The organism is Corynebacterium haematomassiliense (genome assembly GCF_013978595.1).
GTDB classification, from domain to species: domain Bacteria; phylum Actinomycetota; class Actinomycetes; order Mycobacteriales; family Mycobacteriaceae; genus Corynebacterium; species Corynebacterium lehmanniae.
Genome location: NZ_JACDTZ010000001.1, coordinates 1,507,911 through 1,527,406 on the forward strand (window position 1 = coordinate 1,507,911; position 19,496 = coordinate 1,527,406).

Annotated in this window: 16 protein-coding genes, 1 tRNA gene and 1 riboswitch; of the genes, 8 read left to right on the forward strand and 9 right to left on the reverse strand. The window is 66.7% G+C overall.

Annotation, left to right across the window (positions count from 1 at the left end):
• Positions 1-127: 127 nt before the first annotated feature.
• The 4 genes from H0193_RS07155 to dcd form a co-directional block, all read right to left on the reverse strand.
• Positions 128-1,657: an ABC-F family ATP-binding cassette domain-containing protein gene (locus H0193_RS07155; RefSeq protein ID WP_181889193.1), complete on the reverse strand. Its 1,530-nt coding sequence runs from the start codon at positions 1,655-1,657 to the stop codon at positions 128-130.
• Positions 1,658-1,949: 292 nt separating this feature from the next.
• Complete coding sequence (locus H0193_RS07160; RefSeq protein ID WP_236883427.1) at positions 1,950-3,488, reverse strand: FMN-binding glutamate synthase family protein; 1,539 nt, start codon at positions 3,486-3,488, stop codon at positions 1,950-1,952.
• An 80-nt stretch (positions 3,489-3,568) separates the two neighbouring features.
• Complete coding sequence (locus tag H0193_RS07165) at positions 3,569-4,897, reverse strand: UDP-glucose dehydrogenase family protein (RefSeq protein WP_236883428.1); 1,329 nt, start codon at positions 4,895-4,897, stop codon at positions 3,569-3,571.
• A 51-nt stretch (positions 4,898-4,948) separates the two neighbouring features.
• Entirely contained in the window at positions 4,949-5,512 is a 564-nt protein-coding gene (gene dcd, locus H0193_RS07170) for a dCTP deaminase (protein ID WP_181889196.1), read from the reverse strand.
• Positions 5,513-5,573: 61 nt separating this feature from the next.
• Between dcd and H0193_RS07175 the strand changes: the two genes are divergently transcribed.
• A tRNA-Gly gene (locus H0193_RS07175) sits at positions 5,574-5,644 on the forward strand.
• A 24-nt stretch (positions 5,645-5,668) separates the two neighbouring features.
• Here the strand turns inward: H0193_RS07175 and H0193_RS07180 are convergent.
• Together H0193_RS07180 and H0193_RS07185 are read right to left on the reverse strand one after the other, a co-directional pair.
• Positions 5,669-6,274, reverse strand: coding sequence for a hypothetical protein (locus tag H0193_RS07180; protein ID WP_181889197.1), 606 nt, complete (start codon positions 6,272-6,274; stop codon positions 5,669-5,671).
• Positions 6,274-6,870 carry a hypothetical protein gene (locus tag H0193_RS07185; RefSeq protein ID WP_181889198.1) on the reverse strand — a complete coding sequence of 199 codons (597 nt, stop codon included), beginning with the start codon at positions 6,868-6,870 and terminating at the stop codon, positions 6,274-6,276. The genes H0193_RS07180 and H0193_RS07185 overlap by 1 nt, the downstream gene beginning before the upstream one ends.
• A gap of 16 nt (positions 6,871-6,886) precedes the next feature.
• Positions 6,887-7,021: riboswitch (SAM riboswitch) on the reverse strand.
• Positions 7,022-7,100: 79 nt separating this feature from the next.
• On the opposite strand from H0193_RS07185, the gene H0193_RS07190 reads away from it, so the two are divergent.
• Positions 7,101-7,922 carry an alpha/beta fold hydrolase gene (locus H0193_RS07190; protein ID WP_236883429.1) on the forward strand — a complete coding sequence of 274 codons (822 nt, stop codon included), beginning with the start codon at positions 7,101-7,103 and terminating at the stop codon, positions 7,920-7,922.
• A gap of 151 nt (positions 7,923-8,073) precedes the next feature.
• Positions 8,074-9,597 carry an HNH endonuclease signature motif containing protein gene (locus H0193_RS07195; protein WP_236883430.1) on the forward strand — a complete coding sequence of 508 codons (1,524 nt, stop codon included), beginning with the start codon at positions 8,074-8,076 and terminating at the stop codon, positions 9,595-9,597.
• Between the two features lie 64 nt (positions 9,598-9,661).
• On the opposite strand, the gene H0193_RS07200 is transcribed toward H0193_RS07195, so the two are convergent.
• Together H0193_RS07200 and H0193_RS07205 are read right to left on the reverse strand one after the other, a co-directional pair.
• The gene (locus tag H0193_RS07200; protein ID WP_181889653.1) at positions 9,662-11,317 is read right to left on the reverse strand and encodes a VanW family protein; all 1,656 of its coding nucleotides are present in this window, start codon (positions 11,315-11,317) and stop codon (positions 9,662-9,664) included.
• A 118-nt stretch (positions 11,318-11,435) separates the two neighbouring features.
• The gene (locus H0193_RS07205; RefSeq protein ID WP_181889199.1) at positions 11,436-12,647 is read right to left on the reverse strand and encodes a glycoside hydrolase family 3 N-terminal domain-containing protein; all 1,212 of its coding nucleotides are present in this window, start codon (positions 12,645-12,647) and stop codon (positions 11,436-11,438) included.
• A gap of 80 nt (positions 12,648-12,727) precedes the next feature.
• On the opposite strand from H0193_RS07205, the gene H0193_RS07210 reads away from it, so the two are divergent.
• On the forward strand, positions 12,728-12,937 hold the full coding sequence (locus tag H0193_RS07210; protein ID WP_181889200.1) for a DUF2613 family protein: 210 nt from the start codon (positions 12,728-12,730) through the stop codon (positions 12,935-12,937).
• A gap of 15 nt (positions 12,938-12,952) precedes the next feature.
• Entirely contained in the window at positions 12,953-15,850 is a 2,898-nt protein-coding gene (locus H0193_RS07215; RefSeq protein ID WP_181889655.1) for an alpha-(1->3)-arabinofuranosyltransferase domain-containing protein, read from the forward strand.
• On the opposite strand, the gene H0193_RS07220 is transcribed toward H0193_RS07215, so the two are convergent.
• Positions 15,757-16,809: an acyltransferase family protein gene (locus tag H0193_RS07220; protein WP_338026618.1), complete on the reverse strand. Its 1,053-nt coding sequence runs from the start codon at positions 16,807-16,809 to the stop codon at positions 15,757-15,759. The genes H0193_RS07215 and H0193_RS07220 overlap by 94 nt on opposite strands.
• 37 nt (positions 16,810-16,846) lie before the next feature.
• Between H0193_RS07220 and H0193_RS07225 the strand changes: the two genes are divergently transcribed.
• The 3 genes from H0193_RS07225 (at position 16,847) to H0193_RS07235 (ending at position 19,306) form a co-directional block, all read left to right on the forward strand.
• Complete coding sequence (locus tag H0193_RS07225; protein WP_181889201.1) at positions 16,847-17,500, forward strand: porin PorA family protein; 654 nt, start codon at positions 16,847-16,849, stop codon at positions 17,498-17,500.
• Complete coding sequence (locus tag H0193_RS07230) at positions 17,484-18,869, forward strand: MmpA family trehalose lipid delivery protein (protein WP_181889202.1); 1,386 nt, start codon at positions 17,484-17,486, stop codon at positions 18,867-18,869. The genes H0193_RS07225 and H0193_RS07230 overlap by 17 nt, the downstream gene beginning before the upstream one ends.
• A gap of 200 nt (positions 18,870-19,069) precedes the next feature.
• Positions 19,070-19,306, forward strand: coding sequence for a three-helix bundle dimerization domain-containing protein (locus H0193_RS07235; protein ID WP_181889203.1), 237 nt, complete (start codon positions 19,070-19,072; stop codon positions 19,304-19,306).
• Positions 19,307-19,496: the final 190 nt, after the last annotated feature.

The window sequence follows — 19,496 nt, forward strand, 5'->3', positions numbered from 1 at the left end:
ATGCCAACACTCTCTCTGCGTAGAACTCTCCGCTTCTAAGGACGGAGAGACGGTCCTCAGCCAACTAGAAAAAGCGACGAGCCCTGGCACGGCAGCCAAGGTTCGAAGGTTCGTACGCCCATAACAGTCAACTGCACTGCAAGGTCTCAATGGTGACTTCGCGGGTGAGACCTATTCGCGCACAGAAATCCTCGTCATGGCTGACCAGGACGATCGCACCGGCGTAGCTGTCCAGTGCGGAGACGAGCCAGTCCACTGTGGAAATGTCGATATTGTTGGTGGGCTCGTCGAGAAGCAATAGCTTCGGGGCTGGGTGAGAAAGCAGGATACGGGCGAGCTCAACGCGGAATCGCTCCCCGCCGGACAGCGTGCCAACGGGGGCGTGCACGGTGTCGTTCTGAAACAGCAGCTGCGCAAGTTGGTCGCGGATATACTGCGGCTCTGCCTCGAGGTTGGTTTGCGTCACCAGCTCCAGCACCGTCAGCTCTGGGTTGAGCGTAATGCGCTGGCGAAGGTAACCCACGTCGTCGATGACGTAGCCTGCCTGCCCACTCGCGATGGAGTTGAGCAGCGTAGTCTTGCCACTTCCGTTAGGACCGGTAATGCGCACCCGCTCGGGACCTACGACTGTCAGTCCGGGAATGTCCAAGACCCGGGTACCATTGGGCAGCTCGGTGCCGGGCAAATCGATAAAGACAGCTTGATCATCGCGGACTTTTTCCTGGGCTTTGTTGTAGGCGGCGAGCGCGCCCTCCACCGCTCCTGCGTGGTCCGACCCCCGTCTCGCCGCAGTCTTTTCAGACCTGTCCTTGTCCAATCCCATCGCCATGCCGGGCTTGCGCTTCGAGGCGGCGAACTTCTTTCCACGGCGCGCATCCCGATCGATGCGTGTCTGCATCGCTTCCCGCTCCTTGACCTGCTTGCGGTGGTTCGCTTTTGCGTCCCTCACCCCGCGTATCGCTGATTCCTGCTCCTGCGCGAGCGTCTCCTTGTATGCGGAAAAGTTGCCGGAGAACATTCGCAGCCGGCCGTCGTGCAGCTCAGCAATTTCGGTGGCGCTCTGCAGCAAGTCGCGGTCATGACTTGCGACGAGCACAGGTACCGACGCCGCCTCCAGCACCCGTATGAGCTGCTCTTTCGCGTGGTGGTCGAGGTTGTTTGTTGGCTCATCCAAGACAACGAAGTCGGGGGCGCCGGAAAACAACGCGGCCAACGCTACCCGGACTGTTTCACCGCCGGAAAGCGTATTCAGGGTTCTATCCAAAGGCAGGTCGAGTCCATGCGCGGACAGTGTGGCGGTGATCTCTGCGGCGATATCCCACCGGTCACCGATGGTTTCGAACAGCTGGGGATCGAACTCCCCGGCCTCCACCGATGCAATTGCGTTGAGGATTTCAGTGGCTCCAAAAACATCAGCCACGGTGTCATCCGCCCGCAGCGTGAGGTCCTGCGGCAAGTACGCGATATTCGTGGGGCGTTCCACCGATCCACTCGTCGGTTCGAGCTGACCGAGGATGATCTTGATCAGGGAGGATTTACCGGATCCGTTGTCGCCGATTAACCCGGTAAGCCGACTATCAAATACGGCGTTCAGGCCTTCAAAGCACGTGGTTCCATTGGGCCACTCGAGAGAAATGTTGTTCAGGGAAATAGGCATGCTCATCTGTCTTTCTGGTTCGTGTTATGCGGAAACACGGAACGTGAGCACTGCCTACTCCTTCCCTCGGGGACGCGGTCTGTTCAGAAACTACGGTGAACCAGTGTGCGTGTCAAGCACTTTGCGTCCAATAAGTGACCAGACATGACGCTGATCTGCTAGTTCGTCGGTGGTTGTCTCCTGAGCGAACTAGCAGATCCGCGTTTTGGGGCTGGGTGGGGCCGGTTGAGCTTGGTTGGAGCTGGGGCCTGGGAGCTGGCCAGCCAGCCCACCCCAGGCCCACCACCGGCAGCTACGCCACGGGGCGGAAGGTGTCCGGGGAGGCAGCTTTCCAGTCGGGGGCCCAGACCGACGGGGCGTCGTCAAGCAATTGCCCCGGGCGCAGCCACTCGTAGATGGAGGCGTAGGAGCGCGACTCCGTCGGCGAGACGCTGCGGCGCAGCATGTCGGGGCGAAGCTCCGACGGATCCGAGACGCCCATGGAGGCCATGAGGCGCACGGCGGTGCTGACGGTGGTCTTGTGGAAGTTGTAGACCGCCTTGGACTTGTCCTCCACCACGATGGCGCGGTTGCGACGCGGGTCCTGGGTCGCAACGCCCGTGGGGCATTCGCCGGTGTGGCAGCGCTGCGCCTGGATGCAGCCGGTGGCCATCATCATGGCGCGGGCGGAGTTGGTGTAGTCCGCGCCCTGGATCATGCGCATGACGATGTCGGAGCCGCCGGCGACTTTGCCGGAGGCGCCGATCTTGATCTGGTCGCGAAGCCCAGTGCCCACCAGCGCGTTGTGCATGAGCATCAGGCCGTGGGTCAGCGGCATGCCCATGTGGTCCTCGAAGTCGATGGGCGCGGCACCCGTGCCGCCTTCGGAGCCGTCCACCACGATGAAGTCGGGCGCGGTGCCGACCGCGCGGATGGCCTTGCAGATGGCGAGCACTTCCCGACGGCTGCTGACGCACATCTTGAACCCCGCCGGCTTGCCGCCGGAAAGCTCGCGCATCTGCGCGATGAACTCGATGAGCTCGACCGGGGTGCTGAACACGCGGTGGCCGGCCGGGCTGATGCAGTCCACGCCCATGGGCACGCCGCGGATCTCCGAGACTTCCTTGGTGATCTTGTCCGCCGGCAGCACGCCGCCGATGCCCGGCTTGGCACCCTGGCTGAGCTTCAGCTCCACCATCTTGACCTGGTCGTCCTGCGCCTTGTCGCGGAACTTCGCCGGGTCGAAGTCGCCGTCCTCGGTGCGGGCGCCGAAGTAGCCGGTGCCCATCTGCCAGACCAGATCGCCGCCGTTTTCCTGGTGGTACGGGGAGATGCCGCCCTCACCGGTGTTGTGGGCGAACCCACCCATGGCCGCACCCTTGTTCAGGGAGCGCACGGCGTTCTTGGACAGGGAGCCGAAGCTCATCGAGGACACGTTCAGCATGGAGATGGAGTACGGCTTGGTGCAGTCCTTGCCGCCCACGAGCGCGCGCGGCGGCTCGGCCGGCTCCTCCACCGGGGCGATGGAGTGCACGAGGTGCTCGTGGTTCGAGTCGTAGACGTCCTGGACGGTGCCGAACGACGTCTCGCTCTGCTTGCCCTTCGCGCGCTCGTAGATGGCGTTGCGCTGGTCGCGGTTGAAAGGGCGGCCGTCCCAGTCGCGTTCAATGAAGTACTGGCGCAGCTCCGGACCGATGTCCGTGAGCAGGTAGCGCATGTGCCCTAAAACGGGGTAGTTGCGCAGGACCGGGTACTTGGTTTGTGTGAGGTCGTGGATGGCGACGCCACCCAGCGCCGCGGCGGCAGCGCCCAGGGCGCCCTTGGCAAACTTTCCTGACTTCTCCTTGGACATGCGGACTATCATGCCCCACTCAGCCAGAATTACTAAGACGGGCACACCCTGCAGGTATGCCCGAATTAGGTACTACGAAACTACAGGCTCCGGCCGAGGGCGCGGAGCTGCCAGCCCGCCTGCTGCCACTGCTGGATGTTGAGGACGTTTCGGCCGTCGATGAGCAATTGCTTGTCGACGAGCCCCGCCGCCCACCGCGGATCCATCTCCTTGAACTCCTGCCACTCCGTGGCGAGGATGACCAGCTCCGCGCCACGCAGTGCGTCCTCGAGGCTGGTGGCGTAGTCGAGGGTGGGAAATACCTTGCGGGCGTTGTCCATGCCCTGCGGGTCGTAGACGCGCACAGACGCGCCGGCGAGCGAAAGCTGGCCGGCTACTGCGAGTGCGGGCGAGTCGCGCACGTCGTCCGAGTTCGGCTTGAACGCCGCGCCGAGGACGGTGATGTTGCGGCCGATGACGCTGCCGAGCTCCTCGCGCGCCAGGTCGATCACGCGCTGGCGGCGGCGCATGTTGATCGCGTCAACCTCGCGCAGGAAGGTCAGGGCCTGGTCGGCGCCGACCTCGCCGGCACGTGCCATGAACGCGCGGATGTCCTTGGGCAGGCACCCGCCGCCGAAACCGAGACCTGCGCCGAGGAACTTCCGGCCGATGCGGTCGTCGTAGCCGATGGCGTCCGCCAGCTGGGTCACGTCCGCGCCGACGTTTTCGCAGACCTCGGACACGGCGTTGATGAACGAGATCTTCGTGGCGAGGAATGCGTTGGCGGAGACTTTCACCAGCTCCGCGGTCTGCAGATCCGTCACGATGAACGGGGTGTTGTTTTCCAGCGGGGTGGCGTAGACCTCGCGGGCGATCTCCTCTGCTCGGGAGTTCTCGGCGCGGTGGCCTAGCACGATGCGGTCCGGCTCGATAGTGTCTTTGACCGCGTAGCCTTCGCGGAGGAACTCCGGGTTCCACGCGATCTCCACTTGGCCTTTGTTGCCGTTGGCGGCGGCGAGTGCGTCGGCGCGTTCCTGCAGGGCGGCGGCGGTGCCGACCGGGACGGTGGACTTGCCCAGGATCAGGTGCTCGCCTTCGAGCTGGGGTACCAGATCGTCGATGACGGCCTCAACGTAGCGGGTATCGGCCGCGTAGGAGCCGCGCTGCTGCGGGGTGCCCACACCGATGAAGTGGACGTTCGCAAACGCGGCGGCCTCGGCGTAGTCCGTCGTAAAGCCAAGGCGACCTGCTTCGATGTTGCGCTCGAGCACCTCGGGCAAGCCCGGCTCGTAAAAGGGCACCTTGGAGTTCTTCAGCGCCTCGATTTTGGTTTCATCAACGTCTACGCCCAGCACCTCGTGGCCGAGTTCAGCCATGCACGCCGCGTGCGTCGCCCCGAGGTAACCAGTGCCAATCACAGTCATCCGCATAAGAGGCCATTATGCCGTGGAGCGGCGAGGTCGGCAGGGCGAAGAACGGATTTACTGGAAGTTCAGGTACGCCTTCGACGGGGTGGGGCCGCGCTGGCCCTGGTACTTCGAGCCGAGCTTGCCGGAGCCGTACGGGGTGTCCGCGGGCGAGGTCATGTTGAACAGCGCGAGCTGGCCGACCTTCATGCCCGGCCACAGGACGATGGGCAGGTTGGCCACGTTGGACAGCTCCAAGGTGATGTGGCCGGAAAAGCCCGGGTCAATGAAGCCTGCGGTGGAGTGCGTGAGCAGCCCCAGGCGGCCCAGGGAGGACTTGCCCTCCAAGCGGCCCGCCAGGTCCGCGGGCAGTGTGAAGCACTCGAGGGTGGAGGCGAGCACGAACTCGCCGGGGTGCAGGACAAACGCGTCGCCGTCCGGCACCTCGACGAGCGTGGTCAGATCCGGCATCTCCTGCTTCGGGTCAATGTGCGTGTACTTCGAGTTGTTGAAAACGCGGAAGAACTTGTCAATGCGCACATCGATCGAACTCGGCTGAATGAGCTCGGCATCGAACGGCTCGATACCGAGGTGGCCGGAGTCAATGGCATCGCGGATGTCGTGATCTGAAAGCAACACGAATCAGAGTGTACTTCCCTGTTTTGGGCCGCGAATCCGTGGTGCTAAAGTTGGCAGAGCTGCCGGCGTAGTTTAGTGGTAGAACATCAGCTTCCCAAGCTGAGAGTGCGAGTTCGATTCTCGTCGCCGGCTCTCTTTTCTTTTTCGGGGTGCGGGCTACAAGAAGTAGCGGATCTTCCACGGCACCTCGGGGCCGTACACCTGCCTCGAACACGGGCGCATGTCCGCACGTGCGAGGGAGATGAACGGGTCCTTGATGCCGCTTTCCTCCGGAAAATTGCACTGCATTACGTTGTAGCCCACGCAGTACTTCACGGCGAACTGCATTGCCCACGGGTCGTGGTGGAAGACCTCGTCAACGCCCATTGGTGTGGCAATGACCGTGCGCAAACCGGTCTGCTCCACGACCTCCACGGGCTGCCAGTCCTCGTCGGTGTGCATGGTGGCATCCCATATCTCGCCGCCGAGCACATGGTGGCCGTTGCCCTCCACCTCGCACTCGTCCGCGTCGACATAACGGCGCGCCACCCACACCGGCGGCGCGGAAATCAGCTCGCCGGAGGAGTTGCGAAACGCGTTGCGCCCCGGCGAATACTCGAAAAGGAACCCGAGGCGGCGGATGCACTGCAGCGCCTCCTTCGAATTCGGGAACCGAAACGTGAGCAAGAGCTGTCCCACGTTCACGGTGAAGTAGCGGCCGTTTTGGAAATTACGGGTCGCGGTGAGGAAGGCGGTGGGGTCCGGGAGGTCGTCGAAAAGCATTATGCGTGGCTGCAGGGCCCGATCGGCTTCGAGGACACCACACTCACCGGGTAGCTGCGGCCGTTAAATTCGCCGCGCAACACGGGCCACTCGCGGTTGTAGGAAACGGCGTTGGCCAGGCGCTCCGAATCGTGGTGGTAGCAGGTGTACACGCCGTCTTCGGTGGAAAAGATCAGCTTGTTGCCGTCGTGCTCGATGATGGTGATGGGCAGCCAGTCTTCTTTGGGCCCGTTGGCGGCGCGCAGCACCGGGATCCAGTGCCCCTTGTGGCCGTTAGCAACCAGGTCGCACTGGTCGTGGCCGCACGGGATGCGCTCAGCGGGCCGCTCTGGCAGCGGGATGACGGTGCCGTTCTGGTCACGGATTGCCCCTTCGATGGCGGAGTACTCGAACTTTGGCCCGGTGCGGCCGACAAAGTCGAAGGCCTCCATTGCCGACGGGAATTCCGCGGTGACAGTGTCATCGGTGCCGTCGATGGTGAAGGTGACGGTGCTGATGTTGACGTTGCCCAGGGTTGCGGGCGCCCAGTCGTCGGCGAAGATGGGCATGTTGGACTGGTTGGACATTTCGGGCATGTCGTTCATGTCGGAGGACATGGTTGATCTCCTTTGAGAATCGCACTTCCGGCGCGGCGGTTGCACGTGCCGGCGGATCTTCTCCCGGGGGCACCGTGCGCGATGTGCGCGGTTGCCAGCCGACGAGCCGGGAGGCTTTCCCCTTATGCAGGGTGCGTCGGACTTCTTGATCCAGGAACAGACAATAACAGACCGCTTGGTCTACCGCAAGTGGGGACCGGAGGACGTCGATAAGCAATATGCTCAAAAGGATGAAACTCAGCAGCGCGATAATGACACTGGCAGCCGGGTACGGGGCGGTGCGCGGGCTGCAAAACCGCCCGCCGATGCCGTTCAACGACCGGAATTTTCAGCCCGAACACCCCACGCCGGTGATATACGTGCACGGGATCAACTCGCGCACCGCGGCGTTTGAGTCGAACGCGCAAAGGCTGAAAGAGCAGGGGTTTTGGGTGTGGGGCTACGACTACGGCGACATGATCGCGCCCGGCTTTTTCGGCGCCGGCGACTTGAATTCGATCGTGGGGGATGTGGAAGAGCACGTGGACCGCGTGCTGCGGAAAACCGGCGCGGAGCAGGTGGATATTGTGGCACACTCGCAGGGCGCGCTGATGACCAAGCTGTTCATCTCGCGCGGGGGCGCGGCGAAGGTGCGGCGCGTGGTGGCGATGGGCGGCAACTTCCACGGCACCGACTTCCGCGGGATGGCAGGACAGATGGGCGCGTTCACCTCGAAGCACCCGCACTTCACCGCCCTGGTCGCGCCGGGGGCGGCGCAGCAGCTCGCGGGTTCCGCCTGGCTGCGCGAGTTTGCGAGCGGCCCGGACACCGCGCCGGGGATCGTGTACACCTCCATCTACTCGTCGGCGGACACGGTGGTTACGCCGACATCCACGTCGATGCTCGAGGCCGGCCCGGATGCGGACGTGGCGAACATCGACTCCGGGCAGTGGTACGACGGCTACGCGCCCCACCATTCGTTGATGCCTCGCGATCCTCTCTATGCGGAGCTCACCTCGTGGGGGCTACTGCGCGAGGTGGGCGACCATGTGCCGCCTGCACATTTTGAGTGAGCACCTATTGCTTATCGACGAGCTAAAGTTGCTGGCCAGGCAGTTTTGTTCGAACGGGTGTTCGCGTTCTGGGTGGTCGTGTCGGAGGCGTGTCGTAGCGTGTGCATTGTTCATTCGTTGACGGTGTGACTTTGAAGGGAGGGATCCGGCCATGACCACGGTGATTGACCACCACGTGGACCAGCTCGTCGATAGCCTGAAGGCGCTCGAGGCGCTCATGATGCAGCCCGAATCCCTCCACCTACTGTCCACGCACCAGGCGATGGAGCGGCTGCACGCGGCGCTGCCGCTGCTATCCAACGCGAACATCGCGTTTGCGCACCTGTGCGAGCGCGACGGGGCGGGCAAGCTGGTCGGCGCGAACCACCCTGTGGAGTATCTGACCAAGCAGCTCGGGCTCCCCCGGGCCGACGCCTTTAGCCTGCTTAACCAAGCGAAGACGATGTTCGGCGAGGTAGAGGTGCCGACGCCGCCTTCGGACCCGCTCATGGACGAGGAAGACCGCAAAAAGCAGGCAGAGGAAGAGGAGCGCCGCAAGGAAGAAGCGCGCAAGGCCAAAGAGCGTGCCCGGAAGGCTGCCGCGAAGGCCAACGCGGAGAAGAAGCGCATCATCGAACGGGCGCTGATGCAGCTCAACGAGCACTCGGACCCGGGCCGCGACGAAATCTACGCGCAGGCGCTCGAGGCCGCGGAGACCATGTCCGCGGAAGAGCTACGGAAGCACGTGAACACACTGGTCAAGCGCGCCAACCGCAAGGGCCGAGACTACGAGGGCAGCAAGGACCCACTCGCCGCGTTTAAGAAACGCACCATGATCTTCGGTGAAGAGGACAGCGACGGCGGCTCCTGGGGGCAGATCTACTTCGACAAAGCCAGCCGCGCCGCATTTGAGGCCGCGCTGGCCGCCGGCGAGGCACCCGGGGCAAACCTGCCGCCCGGCGCCGAGGACAAGCGCACTCGCGGGCAACGGCGGGTCGACCAACTCATGGACATTGTTGGCGACCACGCGAACTCCTCCGCCGTGGCGCGCAAAGGCATCGGCACCGTGGTAATGACGCTGACGCTGGAAGACCTCATGGGGGCGGACGCCTACACCGAGTTCGCCACGAACACCTCCGTGTCCCTGACTGCCTTGGATATAGTCCGGCTCGGGTTGGCGGGCGATTCGTTTGCCCTCCAGCTGGACTCGTGCACCGGGGTGCCGCTGTCCCTCGGGCGTGCGCGGTTGGCAAGCGTGGAGCAGAAACTGGTGCTTTTGGCCATGCAGCAGGTGTGCGCCTGGACCGGATGCACCAAGCCAGGCGTGCAACTGGAAGCCCACCACATCCAGTCGTACCTGCACGGCGGGTTCACAGACCTGGAAAACCTGGTCCTCCTGTGTCGCGAGCACCACATGTGCAACAACGACAACAGGGACGGCGCCGGCGGCAAGGGCCATTTCGAGAAAGACCCCTCCACCTGGGACGTCACCCACCACCCCGCCGACGGCGGGCCACCGACGCCAACCACGACACGTCAGTACCAAGAATCGCCAGGTCAGAGGACTATCCGGCGGGTGCGGAAGAAATACCCCGCTTTCGACGACCCACCGAACCAGACAACCACCGACCCGCCGTTATTCGATCTCGGCGATGGTTCCAGGGCCGGCCCCGACCGGGGCGGCAACACAGCGTGAACATTGGACGCGCGGCATTCGGTGCCGCGCGGGTGTGGGGTGCGTGGCGGCTAGTTGCTAACCGCTAACCGCAGCGCACGATCGGCTGCGGGTCGTACACCGTGGTCTGGGTTTCCCGGCTGAGCTCGTTTCCGGCGAGGTCGTAGATGATGCGGGTGTCGGAGGTGGTGAAACCAGGCGCGCCCGAAGACGGCGCACAGTTCGAGCCGGAGACGTTCACCGGCTGGGGCTGCGTCTGCGCCCACCGGCCACCGTTGACGGACTCGACGGTCACGGTCTTGACACCCATCAGGCTCACCGTGACCTCACCGCCGCCGACGCTGGTGGCGATGCGCACCGGGTACGGGCTGTCGTTGCGGAACTGCAAGTCGATCGCGCCCTCGTACACGGTGGCCTCGCGGCCGGCCGGGTAACGGGAGATGTAATAGGAGTGCGGCATGTGCGCCACATCCGTCATGCCGGCAAAGTAGGAGGCGTTATACAAGGTGGTGGCGAACTGGGAGATGCCGCCACCGACCGCGGTGTCCGCGCGCCCGTTGAGGATGATGCCGGACTCCACATACCCCTGCGCGGGGCCGCGCGGTCCGGTGTAGCCGTTCAGAGAGAACGTCTCGCCCGGGTTCACTACCGCCCCGTTGACGGTCTGGGCCACCAGCGCAATGTTGGTGCCGGACGCGCCCGAGTAGCCGCTGGTGGTGAACGAACCGACAACGTCGTTGAAGGTGGCGTTCTGCGCCTGCTCAGTGGTGAACTGCGCGGGCACGTCCTTGTACACCGCGTCCCATTCGCGGGAAGCCCCGCCGGTCAGGCGCTTTTCAAAGTCGGCCAGGGTGGCGTCCCAGTCCACCACGGAGCCGTCCACGGACGGTTCGACGCCGCCTCCGGCCAACACGCGCGCGTTCTTGCCCTCCGCCTCGGTCTCCGCGAGCTGGTCGCCCAGGATTGTGCGCGCCGCATCCAGGTTCACCTCGGGCGCGATGCGACCTTCCACCGCGGGGAACTGCACGATTTCGCCGATGCGGTCCTGCGGCACCGCGGCGGCGACGCCGTCCTTGCCGGTGACGGTGATCGGTCCGTCGAGGGCCGCGCGCACGGGGCCGCCGAGCGCGGCCTTCATGGCATCGTCGTTGATGGCGGGCTGCACCTCTTTCGGCTCCACCTCAACTCCGTCCGGGTTGAGCCAGCCGGTGGTCACCTCGTCGCGAAGCGTCGCGCGGTCCACGTCCTGGCCGAGCTTCGGGTCGGTGGTTTCGGCCTTGCCACCCTGCACGCGGATAGTGCCGTCGACGGGGTCCACGTGCAGCTCTTCGGTCATGCGGTCGAGCTGGCCGCCCAGGGCTTTGTCGTCGACAGTCGGTACGACATCCACCTCGCGGGTGGTGAACAGACCGCGGAAGCGCTCGACGGGGTTAGCGGTCTCGATGCCGGCGGCGTCCACCGTGGCGTCGAAATCGATGCCCAGGCCAGACTTCGCGGGAACGAACTCGGTGGCCTTCTCCCCCGCCTTGACCGGCACGGCCTTGTCGGCGACGCCGCCGAGTTCAGCCTGGAGCTTCTCGCGCGCCTCATCAGGCACCATGGCACCAATGTCCACGCCGCCGACCTGGGTGCCGCGGGGGACGTTGCCGCGGTGGGTAGCCAGATCCGCCAGATAAATCGCGAGCGCCACGGCGAGGATGCCTAGGAGCACACTGAGCGTGATTTTGGCGCCGCGGCCCATCACGCCCGGCCCGCCCTTGGCGGTGCCTGCGCGGCCCTTCCTGTGCGAGGTTGCCTTCACCGTAGTCACGGGCCCCACAGTAATGCAGATCTTTGATCTCTCATAGCCGGAGAGACGCCTACAACCCCACGTCGATGAGCTGCTGCTGCGCCCTTGTGGCGGCCTCGTCCACGCGGGCTTCAGGGATGTAGCCGTTGTGCACGCACCACACGATGTGGTCGATGATGCCGGGCAGGTCCGCGCCGGAGGACCACAGCGCCTGGTCCGCGCCGGAGCCGATCGCCCTGGCCACGGCGTCGCGAGTGGGGGCATAGTCCAGAATGCCGCGCATGCCGGACAGGTCGTCGGTGACCACCACGCCTTCGAAGGGCACCCCGCCCGGGTAGTCGCCGGTGCGCAGCAGCCGGTAGGTGTCCGGGTTCATGGAGCTGGGCACGCCGTCCGGGCCAAGGCCGGGGACGATCATGTGGCCCATCATCACGCTCGCGCGCGGGTACTGTTCCAGCAGCGGGCCGTAGGGGCGCAGGTCCAGCTCGCGCATCTGGTCCAGCGGCGGGGTAACGGCCAAGTGGTGGTGCGTGTCCCCGGAGGCGCGCCCGTGGCCGGGGAAGTGTTTGAACGTCGGGGTCACCCCGGCGTCGATAAGCCCCTGCGAGAACAGCCCGGCGACGCGCACAACCTCGTCGGGGTTGCCGTGGAATGCGCGGTCGCCCACGATGTCCAGGCCGTTGACGTCCAGGTCCAGCAGCGGTGCGTAGTCCACGTTGATGCCGTGGGCGCGCAGGGATCGACCGATGTCGTAGCCGGTGCCGCGGATCACCTCGGGTGGCTGCCCGGCGAGCGCGCGCGGCGGCATAAATTCGCCGAGGACCTGCGTGTGCCGCTGCACGCGGCCGCCCTCGAAGTCGATGGCGACGCTGAACGGCCGGTGGTACTGGGCGCGCAGGGCGTTGATGTCGCGGCCCACCTCGGTCAGCAGCGCCGGGTCAGCCCAGCTGGGGATGATCAGCCCGCCGACACCCTGGTCCAGCGCGAACCGCGCCTGGTCGTAGTTGGCCACGCCGACCACCATGAGCGAAGCAACCTTTTGCCGCAGGTCGTCCGGCACGCGCTGCTGCGCGGGCGACAAGGGTGCGGGCGCGGCCGGGGGCGAAGTAGGCGGCACCATCTCGGGGGCTTCTTGCTTGTCGACGTCCTCCCGGCCCGCAACCGCAGTCTCCAAAACCGCCGACTCAGCAGCGTTGTCCTCAGACTGTTCGGCACACCCGGCGAAGCTAAACGTCGATAGGCAAACAAGTGCGAGCAGCGCCGCACCTGTCCGAGCCCGCATAAACCATTCCCCTTGTCGCCTGTTTCAAACCCTGTTTCAAACCACAGCCACTGTACCCGCTGCTGGTAGGCTTCTCCGACATGTCCCACCGAGTATTTGCCCTGCCGGCGTCGCTTGCCCGGCGCGCCACCGCGCCCGTTTTGGCCAGCACTGTCGTTGGCGTGGTGCTCGGTGTTGTGGGGGTGCTCGGCATCGCGTCCGTGTCCGGGCAGTCCGCGGTGCCGCAGGGTTCGGCGGTGCCGGCGGATGAGGCGGTTCTCGGCGGGCCGGAGTACGGCTCGAGGAAGTAGGCGCTGGTGCGGGGGATGCGCGCGCACCTCGCGGGCTGGCTGGTCCTGCTCGTTGTTGTGCTTGCACAGCCGCCGGGCCAGGTTGCGGCGGACACGAAATTCGACCTGGTTGCCGCCCCGGCGCGGTTTCTGCGCCGCGCGACGCACGCCTACACGGACGAGTTTCCGCTGGGCCAGGTGCAAAACCAGGCGTACGGGTATTTGTTTCCGCAGGGGCCGTTCTTCCTGGCGGGGGATCTGCTGCATGTGCCGGATTGGCTGATCCAGCGCGCGTGGTGGTGGCTTCTGCTGGGCTTGGCGTACTCCGGCGCGCTCGTGTTGGCGCGGCGAGTCGGTATCCGCGGCACGTTTCCGCAGGTCCTCGCGGCGGCGGTGTACGCGCTAAGCCCGCGCATCCTGACCACCCTCACCGCGATTTCCTCGGAGGCGTGGCCGGTGGCGCTCGTGCCGTGGACGCTGATCCCGCTGACGCGCCGCAACCCACAGGTGGCGCCGGCGGTGGTGGCGGTGGCGTGCATGGGCGCGGTCAACGCCACCGCCACCATCGCCGCGTGCCTGCCAGCCTTCGTGCTGCTCATTGCCCGGCGTGCTTATAAAGCCGCCGGCAAGTTCGCCGTCGGGGCGGCGGCGGTGTCGGCGTGGTGGATCGGGCCGCTGTTGGTGCTGGGGCGCTATTCCCCACCGTTCACGGACTTCATCGAATCCGCCGGCGTGACCACCGCGTGGCTCAACCCTGTGGAGATCCTGCGCGGCACCACCAGCTGGACCCCGTTCGTGGACACGGAGCGCGCCGCTGGCCACCTGCTGGTGGCGGAGCCGACGTTCGTCATCGCCACCTGCCTCGTCGCCGCGTTCGGGCTCGCGGGCTTGGCGCGCCGCGACATGCCGTGGCGCGGGCCGTTGCTTGCGGTGTTCGCGGTGGGGTTCTGGGTGCTCGGCTCGGCGCACATGAGCACGTCGCTTTACGACGGTGCTCTCGCCCCCTTCCGCAACCTGCACAAATTCGACCCCCTGGTCCATCTGCCGCTCGCGCTCGGCGCCGGGCACCTGGCCGCGAACGTGAACCGCCCCAAGGCTGTCGGCATCACCCTTGCCGCCGTAGTGGCGGTGGCGCCAGCGTGGTCGCTGCGCCTGCTGCCGGAGGGCACATGGAACGAGGTTTCCCAGGACTGGGTCGCCGCGGGCCAGTGGTTGGACGAGCACGCCGCCGGCACCCGCGCGCTAGTGGTTCCTCCGGCGTCTTTTGCGCGGCAGACGTGGGGGTGGACGCGTGACGAGCCGATCCAGGCGCTGACCCAGGCGCGTTTCGCGTTCCGCGACGCGGTGCCCCTGGTGGATCCGGAGGCGATTCGGGGGTTAGAGGGGCAGGCGGAGCTCGTCGATAGGCAAGCGCTGCGTTCCATCGGTGTGGGCGCGGTGGTGGTGCGCCGCGACCTGGAGCGCCAACCGCCGACACCGAACCTGGGCGAGCCGGATGCGAGCTTCGGCGAGGTGGACATTCACCTGCTGGATCCGCACGCGGACGTGATGGAGTCGGACCGCGAGCCGGTTGCGGTGGACGGCGGCGGCGAGGTGCTGCCGCTGCTGTGGCGCGAGCTCGGCTACTTCCCGGCACGCCTGACCGGCGGGGATGCCGATATTGTTACAGACACCCCGGCGCTTGCGGTGCGCAACTACGGCACCATCGACGGCCAGTCCGGCTATCTCGCCGCCGAGTGGGAGGACGGCACGGTGCGCAACCGGGTGAAGGACTACCCCTCCGCAGGCTCCCGCACGGCGGTGGCGGCCGACGGCTTCGCCCGCGCGTCGTCCTCGGCCGCGGATGCAGGCGCGTTCGGCGGTCCCGACGCGTCGAAGTCGCTCACCTCCGCCTTCGACGGCGTAAACGAGACCGCCTGGTGGCCCGCGCCCGGCGACCGCGACGCCTGGATCGAGTTCCAAACCCAGCAGGAGCACGTCACCATCGCCGCCACCGCGGACACCACCGTCCAGCTGTGCGACGGGCACAGCAACTGCCGCAGCGTCACCCTGGTCAAGGACCAGCCGCGCAGGCTCACCCGCGGCGACGCCACCATCCTGCAGCTGACCGAACCCGTGGGCATCCGCGAGCTCGACGTGGGCATCCACCGCATCGTCGAGGTGGAAGGCACCGCGGACCGCTACTTCTTCCAGCGCCACTTCCCCGAGCACACCGTGATCCAGCGCCGCTTCACCACCGCTGAGGACGCCACGTGGCAGCTCAGCGCGCCCGCCACCATCGACGGCGAGCGCCGCGTGGGCAGCGTCTCCCTCGAAGCCGGCACCCACGAGCTGTTCACCCGCGCGGACACGGTCATGCTCTCGCGCGCGCCGCTGCCCAACCTCACCGGCGACCGGCTGATCCTGACCACCCGCGCGTTCAACGACGGGCTCCGCGCCACCCTCGGCGGCACCGAGTTGGAGCCCCTGCGTATCGACGCCGGCGCCCAGGCCTTCCGCGTCCCTCCGGGAGCCGACGGCGAGTTCGCGATGCGCTTCGCGGGCGAGGGCGCTTACCGCTATTCCCTGATTTTCGGCGGGGCGTTCAGCCTGCTCGTGCTCGCACTGTGTTTGTGGGTGCCGTGGCGGCGCGAGGACGGCACCCCGTACGTGCCGAAAGCAGGCGCGAACTGGGCGCCGACCGTGGCCGTGATCGCCGCGTTCCCGTTCCAGGGCCTGGCGGCGGTGGCCCTCGCGTGGGTGGTGCGCCGCTTCACCGTGTTACCGATGCACCGCGTCGCGGCCGGAACCATCGCCATCTGCGGGCTGGTGCTGGCGCGCGCGGCGTGGCCGGCGGCGAACTACGCCGGTTCCTCCACTTTCTTGGTCGTGGCCGGCCTGTTCGCCGTGGCCTGCCTGACCAACCGCGCCCCCGGCACCTCCACCAGCTCGTAGGAGATGTACGCCACGGCCGTGCTCGCCAGCGCGGTGGCCGCGTACACCAGCGCGAACCCGCCCGAAAACATCGGCACCCCCAGCACGGGGAAGACGAAGTACAGCACCGCCATATGCCACAAGAACACCGAGTAGGACCAGTGGCCCAGGGTGCGCATGACATTCGACGACAGCACCGTGCCGCGCTGCCGCTGCCCCAGCGCGAACGGCGCGACCACCAGCGCCGCGAACACCGCGCCGAGCAGCACCCGCACGTTGAACTCGGCCGGCGAGGGGTGTGCCAGCCCTCGCGGGCCCAGCACCCCGCCGACCCACGCCACCGGCAGCGCCAGCGCCGCAACCGGCCAGCGCGGGCCGGTGTAGCGCACGCCGGCGCGCTCCAGCTCCGCCAGCACAAGCCCCACCGCGAACCAGGGGACGTACGACGGCGGCCAGATCTGCATGTTCACCACCGCCGGATCCGTCACACCCGACACCGCCCACGGCCACGCCAGGCCCAGCACCACGGCCCCCGCCAGCGCCGCGTGCCGCCCCCACGACCCGAGGCGCAAATACAGCGGCAGGACCAGGTAGAAGGCGGCTTCGACGCATAACGACCACATCTGCGTGAGCCCGTCGATAAGCGAATGCGGCACGTAAATCTGCGCAAGCAGCACATTCGCCGCGACCTGGCCCCACGTCACCCCCGCGAGCGGCGGTAGCGCGAGCAGCACCACCACCACGCACACAAGATACGCGGGTGCAAGGCGCGCCACCCGCCGCCCGTAGTAGCCCTCACGGAGACCGCCGCGCGCCAGGAGGAACGCCGAAAGCGCAAAGAAGACGGCCACGAAGTAGTCGAAGCGCTCCAGCATCGCGGAGCCGGTGGCGGTCTGGAAGGCGACGTGCGTGGCCACGATGCCGTAGGCGGCCACGGCGCGCAGGCCGTCGAGCTCGGGCAAAATGGCGGGTCTGTTCACGATGGCGCAAGTCTAGCCACCCGGTAGGGTGACACGGGTGAACCTGCGACGCCGACTTGCCGCCTGCCTAGGCATCATCGTCGTGTGCGGCGCGCTCAACCTCGCCTCCCCCATCGTGATTGCGCAGCAGCGCACCCTGGATCCGGGCGAGTACACCATGCTTTTCGACGGCACTTCGCCCCGCACCCGCACCATCGAGCTCACCAAGGCCCCGAAGAGCCTGGACGCGGTAGTCACGCTGGACGGCGAAGAGGTGGACGCGTTTCCCATCGACCCCTCCACCGCCTTCCCCGCGAAGGAGCGCGCCGGGCTGGGGCCGCTATTGCCCTACCGCCCGGAGCGGCGCACCTACCCGATGTTCGACTCCACCTCCGGCGACGATGTCGGGCTGGACTACCTGGGCCCCGGTTCGGTGCGGGGGCTGGACACGTACAAGTACTCGGCGGCGCTTTCGGACGGCTGCGTGCGCACCGTGGACGCAGAGCGGCGCACCGGCCGCATTGTTGACGAGGTGTGGGACTGCGGCGCCGACCAGTGGGTGCTGGCCGAGGAGACCAAGGCGGCGCAGGTGTCGGCGGCGGGGCGCGACGTGGCGTGGCTGCGGGGGCTGCAGGTGATGTCGGTGGTCACCCGCGTCGTCGCCGCGGCGGCGTTTGTGGCGGGCCTGGTGATGTATGCGCGCCGCCGTTAGCCGCTGGTGGGCGCCCGCGTACGGCGCGCTACTGGTGTTGTCGCTGACCTGGCCGTTTCTTATGCCCGGCGAGGCGTTCGCGCTGCGCGACATGATGGTGTTCGATGCTATGGCGCTCACCCGGGCGTCGCTCGGCTGGGGCGATCTGGCCGCGCGCAATGTGCCACAGGACGCGCTGTTGGGGATCCTGCCGTGGCCGGTGGCGTTCGTGCGGGTGTTCATGGTCGCCGCCGCGGGGTGCGCGGCGTGGGCGGGGTACCGGTTCGGCCGCTCCCCGTTCGGGCGGGCGGCGGCGATGGCGGTGGCGGTGTGGAACCCGTTCGTGGTGGAGCGGCTGCTGCAGGGCCAGTGGTCGCTGGCCGCGGCGGCGTGGCTGCTGCCGCTGGTGGCGTTGGGACTTGTTCCGGCATCAGGCCTGGCGCACTGGTTGGCGTCGCTGACCCCCACCGGCGCGCTAGCGGCGGCGTGTTTTTCGCGCGGGTGGCGCGGAGTTGCGGTCAGCGTGTGCACCTGCCTGCCGTGGGTGGTGGCGGGCGTGTTTGCCGGCACACCCGGCACGTCCTCGGCCGCGTCCGCCGCGGCGTTCGCCCCGCGCGCGGAGGCCTACGCCGGCACCCTCGGCTCCTTGCTGGGCCTGGGCGGGATCTGGAACGGGCAGGCGGTGCCGGCCTCCCGCGAGCTCGGGTTCGCGCTGTTCGGGGTGGCGCTTTGTGCCCTGCTCGCTTTGGCGTGGCACGAGGTGCCCCGCCGTTTTCTACTGTTGGCGGCGCTGGGCTTCGCGGTGGCGTTGGCCTCCTGGGCCGGCCTGACCACGCCGGTCATCCAGCACCTCCCGGGCGGCGGCCTGCTCCGCGACGGCCAAAAGTGGCTCATCCTCGCCATCCCCGCCTTCGTCGCCGCCGCCGGCGCGCTCGAGCCCCGGCGCGCGCTCGCCGCCGCCGCGTTCGCTCTGCTGCAGGTCCCGGACGCGCCGGTCGCCCTCGCGGCGCTGACCCCCACCTCCGTCGAGGTCCCCGCTGTCGACCACCGCGGCCGCGACGTCCTCTTCGAATCCCGCCCCGCGCTTGTGCCTATCGACGGCCATCCGGTCGTCGACCCCGCCCCCAAAGCCATGAACGTCGTCGAATCTGGCGCGCTGACGGTGGACGGGGTGGCGGTGGACCCGCCGTCGCTGCGGTGGACGGCGGCGCAGGCTGCCTTGAACGACCAGGAACGCCTGCGCGAGCTGGGCGTCGGTGTGGTGGTGCGCGGCGACGGTTCCGTGGCCGAGACTGGTGAGCCCGCGCGCCCGCTACCGCCTGCCGGGATCGCGTTGTTCGCTCTGTGGTGCATGGTACCATTGCTACAGTGTGTCCGAAATCACACGTGAGCGCACCGAACCCCCTCACCAGCACATTTCTAAAAATTAGTTGGCCCGACCAATTAATGACGACTTCCAATCATTGACCCTCTTGCATCGTTCACTTTTCGTCGCTTAAAGTGAACGCCAAGTTAACAACAGGTTACGTACATGCGTAACCCTGAGCCTAGAAAAGGAGCAGATACCGCTTCTGCAAGGAGGAACACAACATGGCTAACACAATTGACTTCAGCATCATCCGCGAGCGCGCACTGCGCAACATCCGCGAGGACCTGCTCGCCGAGTACGCCGGCAAGTTCGACGCACTCGAGATCAACGACGCGTTCGATGCTGTCCTGCGCACCCACCGCAACTCCGCTGTGATCGAGGACTTCATCCCGGTCCTCGTCGAGGCCGAGATGCGCGACCGTCTCCGCGACGGCGAGCTGTTCCCCTCCGCGGCGTAAACCCGCACAACCCCAACGCCCAGCCCTTCCCAGCGGCTGGGCGTTTTGCTATGTTAGATCGAAACTGTCGGTAGCGGAAAGCTCGCCGGCACCCAGCGAACGTCAACCCCACGCGTCCGGGGAAAAGGGCGCACTCATGGCGCCTTGTGGCCGTATCAGGGCTGAAGCGGTTCGATTCCGCTCACACGCA